At 39.2% G+C, this 17888-nt stretch carries 17 protein-coding genes; 1 reads left to right on the top strand and 16 read right to left on the bottom strand.

What is annotated here, in order from left to right:
• Positions 1–24: 24 nt before the first annotated feature.
• The 7 genes from D9780_RS19985 to sigW form a co-directional block, all read right to left on the bottom strand.
• Positions 25–1404 (bottom strand): sensor histidine kinase, encoded by a 1380-nt coding sequence (locus D9780_RS19985; protein ID WP_121641277.1) that lies wholly within the window; start codon positions 1402–1404, stop codon positions 25–27.
• The gene (locus D9780_RS19980) at positions 1404–2093 is read right to left on the bottom strand and encodes a response regulator transcription factor (RefSeq protein WP_205601104.1); all 690 of its coding nucleotides are present in this window, start codon (positions 2091–2093) and stop codon (positions 1404–1406) included. Before D9780_RS19980 ends, D9780_RS19985 begins: the two co-directional genes overlap by 1 nt.
• Positions 2094–2466: 373 nt before the next feature.
• A complete protein-coding gene (gene glmM / locus D9780_RS19975) occupies positions 2467–3813 on the bottom strand; it encodes a phosphoglucosamine mutase (RefSeq protein WP_121641275.1) in 1347 nt (448 codons plus the stop codon).
• A gap of 51 nt (positions 3814–3864) precedes the next feature.
• Positions 3865–5106, bottom strand: coding sequence for a CdaR family protein (locus D9780_RS19970; RefSeq protein WP_121641274.1), 1242 nt, complete (start codon positions 5104–5106; stop codon positions 3865–3867).
• The gene (cdaA, locus tag D9780_RS19965) at positions 5099–5920 is read right to left on the bottom strand and encodes a diadenylate cyclase CdaA (RefSeq protein WP_077706574.1); all 822 of its coding nucleotides are present in this window, start codon (positions 5918–5920) and stop codon (positions 5099–5101) included. Before cdaA ends, D9780_RS19970 begins: the two co-directional genes overlap by 8 nt.
• A 436-nt stretch (positions 5921–6356) precedes the next feature.
• Positions 6357–6989: an anti-sigma-W factor RsiW gene (gene rsiW / locus D9780_RS19960; RefSeq protein ID WP_073012394.1), complete on the bottom strand. Its 633-nt coding sequence runs from the start codon at positions 6987–6989 to the stop codon at positions 6357–6359.
• A gap of 15 nt (positions 6990–7004) precedes the next feature.
• Complete coding sequence (gene sigW / locus D9780_RS19955; protein ID WP_073012397.1) at positions 7005–7568, bottom strand: RNA polymerase sigma factor SigW; 564 nt, start codon at positions 7566–7568, stop codon at positions 7005–7007.
• 146 nt (positions 7569–7714) lie between these two features.
• Between sigW and D9780_RS19950 the strand changes: the two genes are divergently transcribed.
• On the top strand, positions 7715–7882 hold the full coding sequence (locus D9780_RS19950) for an aspartyl-phosphate phosphatase Spo0E family protein (RefSeq protein WP_077706576.1): 168 nt from the start codon (positions 7715–7717) through the stop codon (positions 7880–7882).
• A gap of 123 nt (positions 7883–8005) precedes the next feature.
• Here the strand turns inward: D9780_RS19950 and rocF are convergent, their stop codons facing one another.
• The 9 genes from rocF to D9780_RS19915 all read right to left on the bottom strand — a co-directional run bounded on the left by rocF (position 8006) and on the right by D9780_RS19915 (position 17048).
• Positions 8006–8908: an arginase gene (gene rocF, locus D9780_RS19945; protein ID WP_121641273.1), complete on the bottom strand. Its 903-nt coding sequence runs from the start codon at positions 8906–8908 to the stop codon at positions 8006–8008.
• A 166-nt stretch (positions 8909–9074) separates the two neighbouring features.
• The gene (gene ltrA / locus D9780_RS19940; RefSeq protein WP_121638889.1) at positions 9075–10337 is read right to left on the bottom strand and encodes a group II intron reverse transcriptase/maturase; all 1263 of its coding nucleotides are present in this window, start codon (positions 10335–10337) and stop codon (positions 9075–9077) included.
• A 692-nt stretch (positions 10338–11029) separates the two neighbouring features.
• Positions 11030–11158: a hypothetical protein gene (locus D9780_RS21525; RefSeq protein WP_256359882.1), complete on the bottom strand. Its 129-nt coding sequence runs from the start codon at positions 11156–11158 to the stop codon at positions 11030–11032.
• A gap of 1 nt (position 11159) precedes the next feature.
• Positions 11160–11930: a 5'/3'-nucleotidase SurE gene (surE, locus tag D9780_RS19935; RefSeq protein WP_121641272.1), complete on the bottom strand. Its 771-nt coding sequence runs from the start codon at positions 11928–11930 to the stop codon at positions 11160–11162.
• Between the two features lie 4 nt (positions 11931–11934).
• Positions 11935–12060, bottom strand: a complete 126-nt coding sequence (locus tag D9780_RS21520; protein WP_256359881.1) for a PHP domain-containing protein — start codon at positions 12058–12060, stop codon at positions 11935–11937.
• A gap of 517 nt (positions 12061–12577) precedes the next feature.
• Entirely contained in the window at positions 12578–13702 is a 1125-nt protein-coding gene (locus D9780_RS19930; protein ID WP_240458736.1) for a phosphomevalonate kinase, read from the bottom strand.
• A 12-nt stretch (positions 13703–13714) separates the two neighbouring features.
• Positions 13715–14689: a diphosphomevalonate decarboxylase gene (mvaD, locus tag D9780_RS19925; protein ID WP_121641271.1), complete on the bottom strand. Its 975-nt coding sequence runs from the start codon at positions 14687–14689 to the stop codon at positions 13715–13717.
• A gap of 104 nt (positions 14690–14793) precedes the next feature.
• Positions 14794–15762 (bottom strand): mevalonate kinase, encoded by a 969-nt coding sequence (gene mvk, locus D9780_RS19920; protein ID WP_121641270.1) that lies wholly within the window; start codon positions 15760–15762, stop codon positions 14794–14796.
• A complete protein-coding gene (locus tag D9780_RS19915; protein WP_121641269.1) occupies positions 15759–17048 on the bottom strand; it encodes a hydroxymethylglutaryl-CoA reductase, degradative in 1290 nt (429 codons plus the stop codon). The genes mvk and D9780_RS19915 overlap by 4 nt, the downstream gene beginning before the upstream one ends.
• Positions 17049–17888 lie beyond the last annotated feature (840 nt).

Here is a 17888-nt window from a genome sequence, read left to right as displayed (position 1 = left end):
TATGAACAGAGGATGAACGAATCGTTACACTTGTGGTAGGATGACGACTACCTTCGTCCCTTGACCGAGTTTGCTATCCACCATAATTGTCCCCTTGTGCAACTCCACAATCTTCTTGGCAATCGCTAATCCGAGACCCGTACCTCCTTCTTTCCTCGTTCGAGCCTTATCCACTTTATAAAAACGGTCAAAGATTTGACGCAGATCTTCCTCAGCAATACCAATCCCAGTATCCGACACCACCACTTGCACGTCCGCTTTTCGCTTTTGTACATGGATGAAAACATCTCCGCCATCTGGCGTGTAACGAATCGCATTCGTCAGCACATTCATCCATACTTGATAAAGGAGCTTTGGCTCACCTTTCATCCATGTATCTTGGTTATCAAATTGTATCGTGATATGTTTTTGTCTCCATTGCCATTCCAATGTGGATATAATATCTTTCCATTGTTCATTAACATGAAACGTTGTAAATTCCAACTGCCCCTCCGTTTGGTCTAGCTGGGATAGCGTTAGCAATTGCCTACTTAAAGCAGATAGCCGTTTACTTTCTTTCTCTATAATGGATAAGTAATAACGTCTCGCATCCTCCGTTAATGCTTCTTCTTGCAGCGCTTGAGAAAATCCTTGAATCGAGGTAAGTGGAGATTGAATTTCATGAGACACACTGGACACAAAAGCTTGTCTTTTTTCTTCCGTTTGCTGTAGACTCTGACTCATGATGGAAAAGTCTTTGGCTAAACGACCAATTTCATCTTTTCGATGAACAGATAGCTTAATATGATAATTTCCGGCGGCTATTTTTCTTGTTGCTGCCTTTAGTAATTGAATTGGTTTCACTATCCATCGTGTACTAAACAAAATAAATAGAAAACTAAGCAATAAGATTAAAACAATAAGCACAGCAAAGAAAAGCCGCATTTCTCCAAATTGCTGCGCGGAATTAGGGCGCACAAATAGTGCATGTTCCGATCCCTCATTGCTTTCAATAGAAATACCAATTGTATTTGCCAGCGTATGATCAAAAAAACCTGTTACAAATAAACGCCACGGATAGTTTTTTATACCATGATAGATTTCGCCAGCTAATACGCGATCTACCACTTCCCTAGAGGTTTGCTCTTCATCGAATGGCTTCCCAAAGGATCGATCATTTCCATGCGAATCAGTTACATAAAATGAATAACCTAAATCCGTTATTTCGGACAAATAATCATCTAGTGGCTGCTCACTATTTCTATATAAATCCACAATATTATGCGCAATTTCCGTAACTTTGGCGTCGTTTTTTGGCTTTAAAACATATTGGTAATAGCCATTACTCACAATAAAAGCAATAATAGAACTGGCAATCATAATAATGAAAGTGGTTACTATAATACGAAAATATAATGTTCGCATTAAGACTGTCCTCCCGCCTTTAGCGTTTCTAGCTTATATCCAACCCCTCGCACCGTTTGGATCGTAAAATCGCTTTGACAATGGGAAAACCGTTTCCTTAACCGTTTAATATGTACATCTACTGTACGATCATTTCCTTCATATCCTAACCCCCACACATGCTCAATTAATTGCTCTCTCGTAAATATTTGATTAGGATAACTAGCTAATTGTGCTAACAGCTCAAACTCTTTTAAAGGCAGAATAATCGTTTTTCCACTTACTTGTACTTCATAATTTTTACGATTTATACACATCGTGCCAATTTGAATCTTTTCATCATGGATCATTTGAAATCTCCTGAGCAATGCCTTTAAACGAAAAAGCACTTCTTTCGGCTCAAACGGTTTCACAATATAATCATCTGTTCCAGCACGATAAGCTTTTTCCTTATCTGCAAGCTCTCCTTTTGCCGTCAACATAAGTACTGGAATATTATAAAATGTACGCATATGTTTACATAGATCAAATCCGTCCAGCTTAGGCATCATAATGTCGACAATAGCTGCTTGTACATCTGTTTGTTCCATGATGGCTAATGCTTCTTCCCCATCCTCCGCTTCCACCATTTGATAACCTTCCTTTTGTAAATACAATCGTAATAGTTCTCTAATATGCGCATCATCATCTACAACTATTACTGTAATCAAGTTTTTCACTCCTACTAACAAATATTTTGCATCTACTTCTCCATCTATAAGTAAATTGAACCATTTAATTATAGTATAAATAAGCGAAGACCTCAGCCAATGATGAAGTCTTAGTTTTTCGCTAAATTTCACGGTAATAAACATTTTCTTTTTCTATAATCCAGAAAAAAAGCCGAACAATTGCATGATCATTGTTCGGCTTTTTGTATAAAAATTGCTAACCCTCGCTACAGCACATCACTTCGATTCCGTGCCTGTTCCTCAACAAACGCTACTCGCAAAGTGTTCTACCAATTTGGCAACGGGAAAGCAAATAGGCTTCGTTTTGCATTCGTTCTCTGCGTTATGTCCTAGCTTTTCTTATACCTTTTTATTATTCATCTCTTCCAAGTAGCTTTTCAATCACATCGACAATTCGCTTCACATATAAATCACATTCTTCTTTAGTTGGGGATTCAACCATGACACGAACAAGTGGTTCTGTACCTGAAGGACGAACGAGCACGCGACCTTGTGTACCTAGCTCCTGCTCCACCGCATCAATTGCTTGCTTTATGTCTGGATGATGCATTGCTTTATCCTTATCTGTTACACGAACATTTTTTAGTACTTGTGGATAAATTTTCATTTCATCGGCAAGTTCTGACAAAGGCTTGCCTGTCTCTTTCATAACATTGACCAATTGTAGTGCGGATAACATTCCATCTCCGGTTGTATTATAGTCTAGGAAAATAATATGCCCTGACTGTTCTCCACCAAGGTTGTAACCGCCTTGGCGCATTTCAGCCATCACGTAACGGTCACCAACTTTTGTTTTGTCGCTACGCATTCCATTTGCCTCTAATGCTTTATAAAAACCAATATTGCTCATTACTGTAGACACAACGGTACTATGACGAAGCACGCCCTTTTCATTCATGTACTTCCCACAAATAAACATGATTTGATCGCCGTCAACAAGTTTCCCTCGTTCATCTACAGCAATTAAACGATCACCGTCACCGTCAAAAGCTAAACCAACATCTGCACCTTTTTCAAGGACAAATTCCTGCAATTTTTCTGGATGAGTCGATCCTACTCCATCATTAATATTTAGTCCATCTGGGGAAGAACCGATAGAATAGATATCTGCTTCTAAATCAGCGAATAAGTGCGTAGCAAGGGCTGAAGTAGCACCATGTGCACAGTCAAAAGCAATTTTTAAACCATCAAATTCATTATCAACCGTATCTTTCAAATAAGAAAGATACTTTTGTCCGCCTTCAAAATAATCATTAACCGTACCTACTTCTGCACCTATTGGTCTAGGAAGTTCATCCTCACCATCCAAAATGGCTTCAATTTCTAATTCCTGCTCATCCGTCAATTTAAATCCATCTGGTCCAAAGAATTTAATCCCATTATCTTCTACAGGATTATGAGATGCCGAAATCATAACACCTGCTTGTGAACTAGTTGCTTTTGTCAAATAAGCAACTCCTGGCGTGGAAATAACACCTAAACGCATTACTTCTGCTCCAATAGATAGCAATCCAGCTACAAGTGCTCCTTCAAGCATATGACCAGATACACGGGTATCGCGTCCTATTACGATTTTGGCACGTGGTGTTTCTTTCGTTAACACGTAACCTCCAGCTCGTCCAAGCTTAAAAGCTAACTCTGGTGTAAGATCTTTATTTGCCACTCCTCGTACACCATCTGTTCCAAAATATTTTCCCATGTAATTTCTCTCCTTTTTATCAATTCCACCAATTCTTAAATAAAAAGCTAATCACGAAGTTTCATTAATTTCTATGGATGCTTGCTCAAATTCTGGTTCAACCGACAAGCCATCTGGTGATTCCACATTAATAGAAACGTCATGTGTACCTGGTTCTAAATCTTTAACATCAATAAACACTCGAAAGTCTTCCCGATTTAACGCTGCTATATCTGATTGTTTTCCTGTAACGGTTAATTTCATCTCTGGATTAGCTGGATCTTTAAATGCCACTTCCAGATCATCTTGTAATCCTTCTATTTCAATTGGTACTCCCTCTAACACCTTTGTCTGTTCCAATTCAACAGTAACTTCAACCTTCTTTCCATTAGAAACAGTTGCACCATCAGGTAATGCTAAGTTTGTTTCTATTGTACCTGATTTCTTAATGTCCGCTAAATCAATTTCCTCCGTAGAAACCTTTTCTAAATCTTTTAGTATACTGCTTCTCGCAAACACTTCCACTTCCTCTACATTAGCAGAAATCGTGGATAATGCATACCCCTTAGGAGGCTCACCAGTTGTCTGGACGCTAACCGGTACTTTTTTACTTGGATTAGTAATGTTCGCCGAAATCACGACATTTTCTGGCTCTACATTCACACTCAATTCATTACCTTGACTATCGTATACATTGACTGGAACTTCTCGATTATCAATCGCTTCATCTAAGCCACTTACATCGACATAAGCTTTGACAATACCAATTTTTTCAATGACGCTTTTGGCACTCGTAATCGTTACCTTCTGCGGACTTACTTCAAAATCACCAAGCTCATACCCATCTGCCATTGAATCTGTATTTATAAAGTCAACTTTCACTTGAAATTCTTGAGTTGATTTCTCTTCAATCACCACATCTACTCGCTTTGGCTCAATAAATACATCTAATTTATCAGAAATATCATGTTGAAGCTCTACGGTATGTTCACCAGCCTCTAACCCTTGTAAATCTACCCACACATCAAAATTCCGATTACGTAGGGTTGGTTGTAAAACAGCCGCTGATCCTTCTAACGTGACAGAAACAAACTCTGGAACACCACTAACTACATACTTTTCACTATCAATATCTATATTAACCGGAACTTCATCCAAAGTTTCTAAATTTTGCGTCTCATCTCCAGCAGGAAATGTGGATTCACCATTATTTGGTACGCTATTTTGATCAACCGTTACAAAGATATAAAAGAAAACGGCAAACGCTAATGAAACGACACGGACAAACCACTTACTTCGAAACCAACTATCCATTTTTGTTTGCCCTCCCTTTTTTTGACTTTTTTTCAGGGGCTTTCAAACTTAATGATAGGTTCTTGTGTAATAAATCTCTTAGGCTTTCCTGACTTAGCTCTCTATGTAGCTCGCCATTTTTCGTGCAAGATATATCACCCGTTTCTTCGGATACTACAATGGTTAGCGCATCTGTAACCTCACTAATGCCCATTGCAGCACGGTGCCTTGTTCCTAACTCTTTGGAAATAAAAGGACTTTCCGACAAAGGCAAGTAGCATGCTGCAGCAATGATTTCGTCACCTTTTAAAATAACAGCACCATCATGCAATGGCGTGTTTGGTGTAAATATATTTGTTAACAGTTGATGTGTTAGTTTTCCATTAATGGGAATACCTGTTTCTGCATAGTCTCCGATTCCTGTTTCACGCTCAATGGTGATCAACGCACCAATCCGACGTTTAGCCATGTAATTACAGGATTGGATAATGGCATCAATATTCTTTTCAATAATTTCTTCTTCCGAGCGGGCACTTCGTCCAAAAATATTACCGCGCCCTAATTGTTCCAATGCCCTACGCAACTCTGGTTGGAATAAAATAATAATCACGATAAGACCCCAGTCAATCGCCTGGCTTGTAATCCAGCGCACTGTTTGTAAGTCCAAGACAATGCTTAACAACCACACTGCTAGTACCACTGCAATCCCTTTAAGAAGTTGAATAGCCTTCGTACCTCTTATCAGCATGATTAATTTATATAAAACATACCAGACGAGAGCGATATCTACGCCTATCCTAAGGAGCTGTATTAGGTCAAATCCCCCATCAAGCATGATGTACACATCCTCTACAGTAATTTCTTATTGCACGTTATATGCAAGCATATAATATAATGCTTCATTTCATCTAATTTTGTTAGAAAAACTTGGCTTGTCGCCAAGTCTTATAATATAAACCCTAGACACCTTTATGCTTTCCTATAGTGTAAAACTCGATTCTATTAGCGAAGTTTTAATATAAAAAAGGTGTAATTTCCTTCTGCTATAGCGTTACATTTTACACTTTTCTTATAGTGAAAAATAAGACTATATAGCATTCCTATTGTAACATAAAAGATCCAATAAGATGTAAGATTTTATCAGGACACTTTTAGAAAAACATGTCTATGGATAACCCGAGTCTATATGGCGGAAAAAGCCATCATTTACTATACTTATCGTACAATAAAAAACCTGAATTCGGTTTTCCGTTTTCAGGTTCATCATCCTTTTAAAATGAGAAGATATTTTCGAACAATTCCTTAATGGAATACCACACCCACTCAAACATTTGATCTACATGTTCTATCTCTCCATTGATTTCACCAACAGAAGCCATCAAGCCATCACCTTCTATCGGTTCTTCAATGAGCTCACCATTAATTAACGTAACATTTCCATCAATCGTCCCATTAATAATGAGGTCGCCATTTTTTACGACTAAGTCCCCTTCAACCGTCACATCAGCAGGTACAATTACCGTATCCCCTTGAATAACTAAATTATCCTGTTTAGAGACACTTAACTGATTATCTTGATTCCATACTGAAAACATACCGCTAATCATAAAAATAAAAAATATCGCTGCCGCAGTTAAAATTGGATGGGATTTAAACCATCTTCTATATTTAAATCGCTTCCGCTCTGTCGGAAGGTTATTCATCACATTTGCAGTGAAATTAGCAGGGGCTTTTATTTGTTCTGTGCTTTGCAAAAGTGTAATCGTACGTTTCAATTCGTGAAAATGTTTTTGACACGCCTCGCAATTCTCCAAATGCGCACTGAGCGCCTGCTCCTGCTCTTTTGTAATATCTCCATCTAAATAACAATGCATCAATTCTACTGCTTCTTTATTACAATTCAAGTGAGTCACACTCCTTTACACGTGACGAAGCTTTTTCCTTAAGGTTTCCCTTCCACGATGAATACGGGTTTTTACAGTCCCAAGTGGAATATCCAGAATTTCACTAATTTCCTGGAGGGAAAATTCTTCAATATACCGCAACATTATGATACTGCGATACTTCGGAGGAAGCTGTGAAATTTCGTAATGAATATAGCGTTTAAGCTCAATTCCTTCGACTTCTTCTTCTGGTAGTCTCCCCTTATCGGCTATCTGGGAATACATATTCAATCCTTCCGTTCCTTTTACCTCTGCATCTAGATAATGATCTGGTTTTCGTTTACGAATACGGTCTATCGTTAAATTCGTTGCAATTCGATATAACCACGTCGAAAATTTCCTTTGATCATCAAAAGAATGGATATTGACATATGCACGAATAAAAGCCTCTTGCGCTATATCTTCCGCCTCGTGTGCATTACCAAGCATGCGAAAACAGTGCTGGTAGATCCTATTTTGAAAGAATGAGACCACATCTTCAAAAGCGGATTGATCTCCTTTTTTCACTTGTTTAATTCTATCTTTAATCATTTCATCCATATTGGTACCTCCGCTTTACTATGCGGTAATATTGTTACGATTTAACCGATCAATAAGTTTCAAAAAAAAATAATAAAATGTAAATATTTATGATTGCAAATTTCCGGCTACTATCCTACCATTATACTAGATAGGAGGATAGATTTGTGAGTAATTCTAAATTATTGGAAAGAATTGAAATGAAAAGAGAAAAAATGCTCTCTCTCAGTAACTCGCATGCATTGACCTCTGAAGCAGTAATTAACTCAAGTATTGAATTAGATGCATTAATCTTGGAATATGTAACAACAACGAACTACAACAGGAAAAATTAACAAAACACGACTACAAAAAAATAACACTTCTTCGTACGATTATGAAATTTAAAAAGAGAGACTATAGGGTAAAAAAGACATGAAAAAATCATGTCTTTTTATTTTAACATATTTTTACAAACTTCACTTTAATTTTTCACCAAATAATGATCCCATTAAACCGACAGCAAGCGCTGCCGTTTTATTTTTCTCATCTAGAATTGGGTTGACTTCCACAAATTCGGCGGATGTAATGATGCCTGCCTCTGCTAACATTTCCATAGCTAAATGGCTTTCGCGATAAGTCATGCCACCGATAACTGGTGTACCTACTCCTGGCGCCTCAGACGGATCAAGACCATCTAAGTCTACACTTACATGCACCCCATCAGTACGAGGACTTAAATAAGCAACCGCTTTCTCAATGACGTTCGACATGCCTATTCGATCTACTTCATGCATAGTATAAACTTGTATTCCCTTCTCGTGTATTAACTCTCTCTCTCCAGGATCAAGGGAACGAGCTCCAATAATAACAATGTTTTCCGGCTTTACCTTAGGTGAGTACCCTGCAATCGACGTTAATTGTTCATGACCGAAGCCTAAGCTTACAGCAAGTGGCATTCCATGAATGTTACCTGATGGAGATGTCTCCGTCGTATTCAAATCCCCATGCGCATCATACCAAATAACTCCAAGCTGTTCATAATGTTTAGCAATCCCAGCTAAACTTCCAATAGCAATGCTATGGTCACCCCCAAAAACTAACGGAAAATGCCCTTTTTCTATTGTTTGATCAACCATCGTTGCTAATTTTTCATTTGCTTCAACTACTTGAGGTAAATTCTTTAGTTGATAACTTTGTCCGGCTGCTTGTTTGTCAGGTCGAGTAATACCAATGTCACCATAATCATGTAACGTATACCCCAATGCTTCTAACCTTTGCACCGCTCCAGCATAACGCATTGCACTCGGCCCCATATCTACCCCACGTCTGCTCTGCCCCAAATCCATCGGAACCCCAATAATTGATATCGTTGATTTCATGAAAAATGCCTCCCTTCTCCTTTATTGTAGACAAACGAAAGGTTATGACTCAACTCAACAAAAAATTGCATATATATGCAATTTTCTTATAATCGAGTAGGAGGGGGCGACTAACCCCCGACCTCTCACACCACCGTACGTACGGTTCCGTATACGGCGGTTTCATTTAAGTCCAACGCATCGTTTGATATCGTTTATGTAGACTCTTTAAGCCTAGGTTTGACCAGTATCGATCACCTAATGCTCTATGTAAGATCGGACTTTTAGCTATACGCCAATAAGCCTTTCTCGTGTTTGCCCACTCCCATGCTTTTCCTTTACTAATTCCAAGTTTTATTAAATTCTTGTATTTTGTTTTGACTTTCTTCCATTCTTTCCAGCGTATCATTCGCATCCTTCTTCGAATCCAGCTATCCAAAACTTCAAATATAGAGGGCGTCTCTGCTAGCTGATAGTAGCCTAGCCAACCTACTAAGTATCGATTTAGCTTTGCGATTCTATCCTGCATATTCATAGACTTCTTTCTTGAGGTTAGTTCTCTGACACGCTGTTTAAAGCGTTTGATACTTTCTTTAGAAACCCGAATCTTTGGGTTCTCTTTATGGAATGTGAAAGAAAATCCTAGGAATTTACGCTTCCATGGGCGGTCTACTGCACTTTTCTGTTCATTTACTTTTAATTTGAGTTTTCCTTCGATAAATGTAGTGATACTTTTCATCACTCGCGATCCCGCTCTCCTCGATTGAACATATATGTTACAGTCGTCCGCATAACGGACGAAATGGAGCCCCCTTCGCTCTAATTCTTTATCTAGCTCATCTAAAACGATGTTGGATAGCAACGGACTTAATGGTCCGCCTTGAGGGGCTCCTTCTGTGTTTGGTTGAACGATTCCGTCCTCCATAATGCCAGCTTGGAGATACCTACGTATAAGTTTAAGTACTCTCGGATCTTTGACCTTTTGGCTCAGTTTCCTCATTAATCGGTCGTGATGTACTTTATCAAAGAATTTCTCTAAATCCATGTCTATAACCCAGCGATAGCCATCTTTCATATAGCTTCTCGCTTTCCTAACCGCGTCATGTCCTCGTCTGTTTGGGCGAAAACCATAACTATGTTCAGAAAATGTTGCGTCATAGATGGTTGTTAGAACTTGTGCGATTGCTTGTTGGATGAAACGGTCTAGCACGGTAGGAATTCCTAGCTTCCTCACTCCGCCGTTTGGTTTCGGGATTTCGACACGGCGAACGGGTTGAGGATAGTAGGTACCTGATTCGAGTTGTTCTCGAACGGAAGCCCAGTGTTCCATGAGATGCGCTCGTAGGTTTTGTACGGGCATTTCATCCACACCGTGGCTTCCTTTGTTACGTTCGACACGTTTCAGTGCACATATTAAGTTTTCTCGTGATAGAATGCTTTCCAACATGATATCTAACTCCTACGTGAATGGCTCTTTCTTCTTGTGTGGCAATTTCTCTCAGCCCTTCTAGTGTCCCCCACGGGATTCACCGCTTCCTTCACTAGGAAGGTTTTCTTGTTTCTGCTTCATCAAGTATTGCGTACTCCGAAGCGACCATTCTTCTTCAATGATTCAGCCCTTCCTAGAAATATCTAGTACTACGGCTTCGGCTGACTTCTGACAGTTCAGCGAACACTTACATGTTCGGTTACGGCGTGTGCACCGCTTTTCTGTCAGATCTCCCGGGGTAAGCACACATTCTTCCTCTCCATATCCCCACTTCATTTACTCTGTGTACCCTTTGGCAGTAAGGACTTTGACTTGTTGTGCAGTCTCATCCAAGTACACCTAGCCTTCTATGAAGTTCGTGTTCCTAAGGGCGGAGATTTGCCGCCGACTTCCTTCAGATTCTGGGTCACCCCAGACACCCTTGTCTTAGGCTAACCACTACTACTGCCTTCGTGGTTCGGGACTCGAACCCTAGAGAATGTGTGCATGCCTGGCACACACAAACAACGAGCAACCATCATGTACATGGCTGCTCGTTGCTATTTTATAGCGTATAATACTCTTTTTTCACTTACGTCACTTTTATTAATGTCAACTCCCCTCTGAAACAATTGCTACAAGTACCACTTCCTCACCTACATGATATTGTTCTCTTATTCGAGCATGACAATAATGACCTGCCCACTTACTTCAATGGAATAATGATATTCTTTTCCTTGAAATTGCTTTGTTTTAATTGTACCCGGCGATAACTCCTTTACTCTATTCCCCAATCTTTCCAAGTTACCTTTCCTTAAAATACTGAAACCACCGAGTAAGTTGATCAATCCTTCTTTTCTTTGTATGTACTAACTCTATAGGAGAAATGGTAATAAACCCTTGCCGCAGCAGATCATAATCGGTACCTTCATTAAGCTCTAATTCATGGTAATTGTCTTTTAACCAGTAATAAATTTGACCATGTGAGTCATTTAACCCCGTAAAGTTATATCGAGAGACGGTTAAATCCATGGGAACAACGCGCACTCCTTTACACAACTCTTTCGATGTATAAGGAAGATTGACATTTAACATCAAATTTTTTGGAAGCTTATTTTGAATAATCACTTCTAGGACTTGATAAAATAATTGTTTAACGATGTCGAATTTTATTTTTCTGCTATCAAATGTCTCTAACGATACAGATATTAAAGGCGATTGATATAACATCGCTTCTTGTGCAGCAGCAATTGTTCCTGAGTAATATAAATCCCTACCGACGTTAGGACCAATATTAATACCAGAAAATACGATATCTGGCTCACCTTCTAACACATCCATCCCAATTTTTACACAATCTGCGGGCGATCCATTGACGGCATAGGTTTCTGCCGTAGAGGACAAGTCTACTTTTTTTAAATTTAATGGTTGACGTAATGTGATTTTATGACTATAGGCACTCTTTTCCGTTTCTGGACAAATTACGATTACCTTACCGAAATGGGAAAGCAACTCAGCTAACGCCTTCACACCTGGTGCAAAAATGCCATCATCATTTGTAATTAATATGTTCAAACATCTATCTTCCTTTCAAGCCAGTGATAAAATTAAGCTCTATTCCTGGGATCAACGATATTCCTACATGCTTTTCTTCAGTAAAAGCAGTATGATACGCACCGATGGCGTCATGATCTGTTATCGACAAAATTCGCACCCCTTTTGGAGTTAAAGCACCATCTGAAAAGGTGGAATGTATATGTAGCTCTGTCTTTATCTAACTTCCTACCTCGTTTAATGCCTACTTTAAGTATAGTTAACAATTATGAAGGAAGATTAAAGACAAAATTAAATAACAACTACATTTGTGTAAACAAACGTTAACATTCCATGATACCTCCTAAATAATGGGATTCCTCCACAAAGGCATGCCTGCTGGATTTTTTACCTTTATTCTATATTGGAGATTTTTACTATTAAATGAATGTAAATCTTTTACAAAAAATTAATATCACGCTATTTTTTTACGCTTTGAATGTAAATTTTAAAATGAGGTTGTAAACATGACAAAGTATGCCCTATTGTAGGAAAGTAAAGAAGGATGATGCATGAAGAAAACACATGTAACTCATGCGATTCTAAGTAGGTTTTATTCCTATATAGGAATAAAATACGAACACAAAAAGCGCATGGTGTTGTCCACGTGCAACATCCATGCGCTTTTATCATTTCATTTCATTTATATGTTCGGTGTCACTAACCATTGCTCCATGCGGATAGGGATGTAACGCGAGTGGCTTTATCCCTGCTTTTTCCCAAGCTACTAATACAGCCTCCGCAGCTTGTTTAGAAGGCATAAAAGCAATGCCACAATCGCCTCCACCAGCTCCAGAAGGCTTCCCTGAACCTCCAAATTGTTCCGCTATATCACAGAGTGTCGTTAATAACGGCGTTTCAATAGCAACATTTGCATCCCTTCCAACAGTCGCTAGCGCGTGACGATTTTCTTTTATCCCTTGAAGTAATAACTGCGGGTTGTTTTGCTTCATTCCTGCCAATACATTCGCAATCGCCTGCTCACTATGCCTAATAAAGCTAGTAAATTGTTTAGAATTGGTTGTCTTTAACTTTAAAATTTGCTCCACCAGCTTTTTGGTAGAAGCTGGTTTTCCTGTCCAACCGATACAAACATGAACAGAATCCGGCAATGAAATAGGCTCCAAAGAAGCATAAATCCAGTCTCTATAAATGAGTTCCGTTAATGTTTGTGATTCCTCGTAGGCTTGACGAAGCCATTCCGCTTGAAATGAGGAATAGTTTAGGAAACCTCCATAAGAGGAAGCAGCGACATCAGCTCCCGAACCGTTACCTTGCGTTACAACATGAGCGATCGCTGCTAATTGATAAATGAGCTTTGCTTCTGGTTTCTTAGGCATAAACTTATTTAAAATGGCGGAAATAACAGATGTAGAGACAGCAGCGCTTGAACCTAAGCCATATTTCACCCCTGATTCATCATCAAGTTCGCTTTTGATCGTTAATTCAAAAGGGGGTATCGCAATATGCTGTTCATTTAAATAGTTACATGCCGTTGTCATAGATGCTTGAACAAATGTCGTTCTTTTATCTTTAGAATAAAGTTCAACTTTATCCCCATTATATTCCCAACCTATATTTTGTAATTGGAAATCCATTAAATGTAAATCGTTTGTTGCACTATCTTTTATCGTTGCATAAACAAAACGATCTACAGCCATTACAACTAATTGTTGATACGGCTGTAGTACAGCAAACTCCCCCGCAACCATTAACTTTCCGGGGGTTTTAATTATCATAGATGATTGTGGCAATAGATTCAGCCCCTATATATACGTAATCCCTTGACCTGGTTTACTCAAACGAATATCTGTAACACCTTGTAATTCGCCCAATGTTTGCTCAATATATGCTTCATGCTCAGGTAAATAAAGCACCTTTACATTAGGGCCAGCATCAATCGTAAAATAAACAGGTATACCTTGTGAGCGCATTTCCCAAACTTTTTGCATCACTACTAGCGTCGTGTCATGCCAATATGTAAATGGGGGTTTTGCACCTAACGTCGTCGCATGCATCTTCATACAGTTTGCCTCAGCAATTTCACCGACTTTTTGAAAATCACGCGCTTTAATTCCTTGTTTTATTTCCGCTAAATCATAGGAAATACTATCCAGCCAGCCTTGAAAAAATGGCGATGTTTCAACTGTTCTTCGCATTCCTGTACGACTCGAAACACTTTTTTTCGTCGCAGATAACACCACAGCCGCTACACGAATATCCCAATAATTTGCTGGAGCAATCGGTACAGCGTAAGAATCTTCTCCGTCTTCACGCATCCCCATTTCCCACTCTGCAAAACCACCATAAATGGATCTACAAGCTGACCCGGAGCCTCGACGAGTTAATCTAGAGAGCTCTTTCTCGGATAAATGTAAACCTATGGCTTTCGATCCGGCGGCTGCTAACGCGGCAAAACCAGAAGCAGAGGAGGCAAAACCGGCGGCAGTCGGTACCTCATTCACCGATGTTACATTAGCAAATAGCTGTTTACCTGCCATTTGTCTTATAATATCAAGAAATGCCGTTACCCGATTGTACTGCTCTCCGGATGCGATTTGCTCATCTAATATGAATTGATCTTGGGAAAGCGACTCATCAAATTCCACTGTCGTTGTAGTATAATAGCCATCTAAAGTAAGTGACAAACTATTATTCGTAGGTAAAATAATCGCTTCATTTCGCTTTCCCCAATATTTAATAAGGGCAATATTTGTATGCGCCTTTGCAGTTGCTTTCATGGTCATTCCCCTTCTGTTTACGCTCTTCTTAGAAAAACTTGACTACTGCCATAGTTTTTATGCTGATAAAACGCCGATACGATAATATTTTCCTATAGTGGAAATTAATGATCTTGGCTCTCTTTCAACACAAATGGCCATACTGCATGTGCGCCAAATGTTCTCAGTTTCTCCGCTAATTGTCTGGAATGAACTTCATTTTGGGCAAGGGCAATGATACAGCCACCATTACCTCCGCCTGTTAACTTAGCTCCGAGCGCGCCTTCTTGTCTGGCAAAATCGATTAAACGATTTAACCCAGTGTCGCTCACACCTAAAGCTTCCAATTCTTTTTGCGCTTCATTTAGCATATGCCCCAAGATATGCTTTCCTTTTTTCTCCAAAGCCTGTTTTGCATCATGCGTCAGTTTTCCGATTCGTTCTAGTTTACGCTGAATTCGTCTTGGCGCGGTTTTTAATAAATTTGCTACGGACTCCACTGCTAGACGCGTATCTCCTACACGACCAGAATCCGCTACAACAAAATGAAAGTCCTCACTTAAGTGAATAAAATCAATCGGGTGTTCCTTTTCATACCAGACAGGGGACTGTGATGTGATTGTCAATGTATCAATCCCTGACGGAGCCCCGTGTGCAAACGTCTCCGCTATATTCGCCAGTTGCAGTAATTCTTCATCTGTATAATCCTCATCAAAATAAGCAAATAAGGATCGGACAACGGATATCGCCACAGAAGCACTGGAACCTAACCCTTTACCAGGTGGAATCGTTGATGTAATGCGTATAATCATATCCTCACAAGCTATATTTAAATACTCCATCGTACCTTCAATGCATTTTACAATACCCTCTAATGATTCTGGAGCATCAGCAATAGAGCCATGATAGAAAGTTGTATCAATCTTGACCGGTCCTGGGAAATGTTCAACGGCAGTCTCTACACCTACCAATGGAAATGGAATAGCAATAGCCGGTTGTCCGTGTACAACTGCATGCTCTCCAATTAAAATTAGTTTACTATAAGCTACACCGATAGCTGTTTTTTCTGTGGTTGTTACTTTTTCTGCACTCATTTTATATACTCTTCCACCAGTTCTTTAGCTTTTCCAACACGGATTTCGTTTATTTCTACTAATTTTTTCGACACGATATCAATCAACTCCCCAGTAGCTCCTGCTGCTATGGCAACAGAACGAGAATGTAAAGCCATGTGGCCTTTTTGTATACCATCGGTAGCTAACGCTTTTAATGCGCCTAAATTCTGTGCGAGACCGACTGCAACAATTACCTGTGATAGCTCTCGGGCAGACGATACATGTAATATATCTAACGCAGCCTGTGCCATTGGGTGAACATTGATAGAACCGCCAACGATCCCAACAGACATCGGCAACTCCAATTCGCCTACAAGATTTCCCTCTGCATCAACAGACCATGTTGTCATTGAAGTATACTGTCCATCACGAGCTGCATATGCATGCGCACCTGCTTCCACCGCACGCCAGTCATTTCCGGTTGCAATAACAACCGGATCAATCCCGTTCATAATTCCTTTGTTATGCGTAACTGCTCGATACGGATCCGAAGCAGCAAATTCGTATGCGTGAATGACGCCGTCTCTTACTTCTTCACCAGAGAAGTCTCCTGTTTTCAACAAATGAGGCGGGATTGTACAGGTAGCACGAGCTAAGCATCGATCGGCTAAATTCGACAATATACGCAAATACACCTTCCCACCAGTCAATTCTTCTACAGTCGGAGCAAGCGATTCAACCATTGTATTAATAATATTCGCTCCCATAGCATCACATGTATTAATGTACAAGTGAAGAACGAGCATTTGCTGGTAATTTGACATACTGTCTTCATTAAGTATCCGTACACCGATTTCTTTTGCGCCACCACCACGTTTCACAATGCTTGGATAAGACGCATTAGCCTGTTCAATTAATGCGTCTTCCGCGTGAAGGAGAGCAGCTTTTGCTTTATGAAAATCTGTACATCCAATTACTTGAATTTGTCCAATCATTACTCTTTCCGTAGCTTCCGTAGTAAAGCCTCCTGCTTCACGTACAATCTTAGCAATATGACTAGCAGATGCTACAACAGATGGTTCCTCAATAACCATCGGCACTATATATTCTTTCCCATTTATAAGAAAGTTCAATCCTGTTCCTAAAGGAAGGGGAAAAGTTCCAATAACATTTTCGATCATGTTATTAGCTGTATCGAGCGGAAGCGGTTCTGGTGAAGAAAGAACATGAAAAGCTTCTTCCGTAAACGCCTCCACGTTTTTTAGCAATTCTCTTCGCTTTGTAACTGTTTGCTTATAGAAACCAGGAATTCTGGAAGTCTGCATCGCCGCTCATCCTTTTATAATAATATACACAACATCATATCTTAATTTTAATGTGGGCAGGTTAAGAAAACTTGCTTACTACTAAGCAATGATTAACGTAAACACTTCATTCTCCTAATCATGTAAAAGAAGAAAAAAGGAAATATATGCTTAAGTTTGTAACAGCCATCCTGTACATAAATTCAAACAAACGTTTGAAGAAATTACAATTTTAATTCTCCAATCCTTTTAATTAGAATTGGTTATTACGTCAGCCGCTAAATAAGCTATTAGCATGCCCTCAAATATTTTACCATCTTTATGTCCTCTCGCCAATCATGCCCTACGCATAATAAATAGTATTTCTATTATATAAAATTTCAATTATCCACTAAAAAGGATGGACAATGAAGCATGTATATACCCTTGTCCAGAGCGTCTCTATTTTCTAGGACGACCAACATTTATATATGCTTTTAACAGCTCATTGTTATGAAGAATAACGTACATAGAGCCTAAAATATATGAACACGTTTTTATAGATATACATTTCTATAAAAAGTATATCATGATTTTGTACATTATATTATAAATTTGATTAGTTGTAGTGTAAACAAACACATAATACCACAGTATTGTTATGAATTTAAAGTAAAACTAACCGTTGTATAATAGCAACTATGAACAACAGCATATAAAGAACAAAGGCTCGGGGCGCCCGTGGCAACGTAGCGACTGGAACGAATCAACGAACGTTTTAGGAATCATGCTCCTGCAACAGGAGTATGCCGGCGCCCTCCAGCAAGCACATCTTTAGTCGGCCTTCCTATTTATTACAAAACGATGATGACTTATCGTAAG

The sequence above is a fragment of the Virgibacillus sp. Bac330 genome (assembly GCF_003667845.1).
GTDB lineage: Bacteria > Bacillota > Bacilli > Bacillales > Amphibacillaceae > Virgibacillus > Virgibacillus chiguensis.
This window is presented reverse-complemented; position numbering and strand designations above follow the sequence as displayed.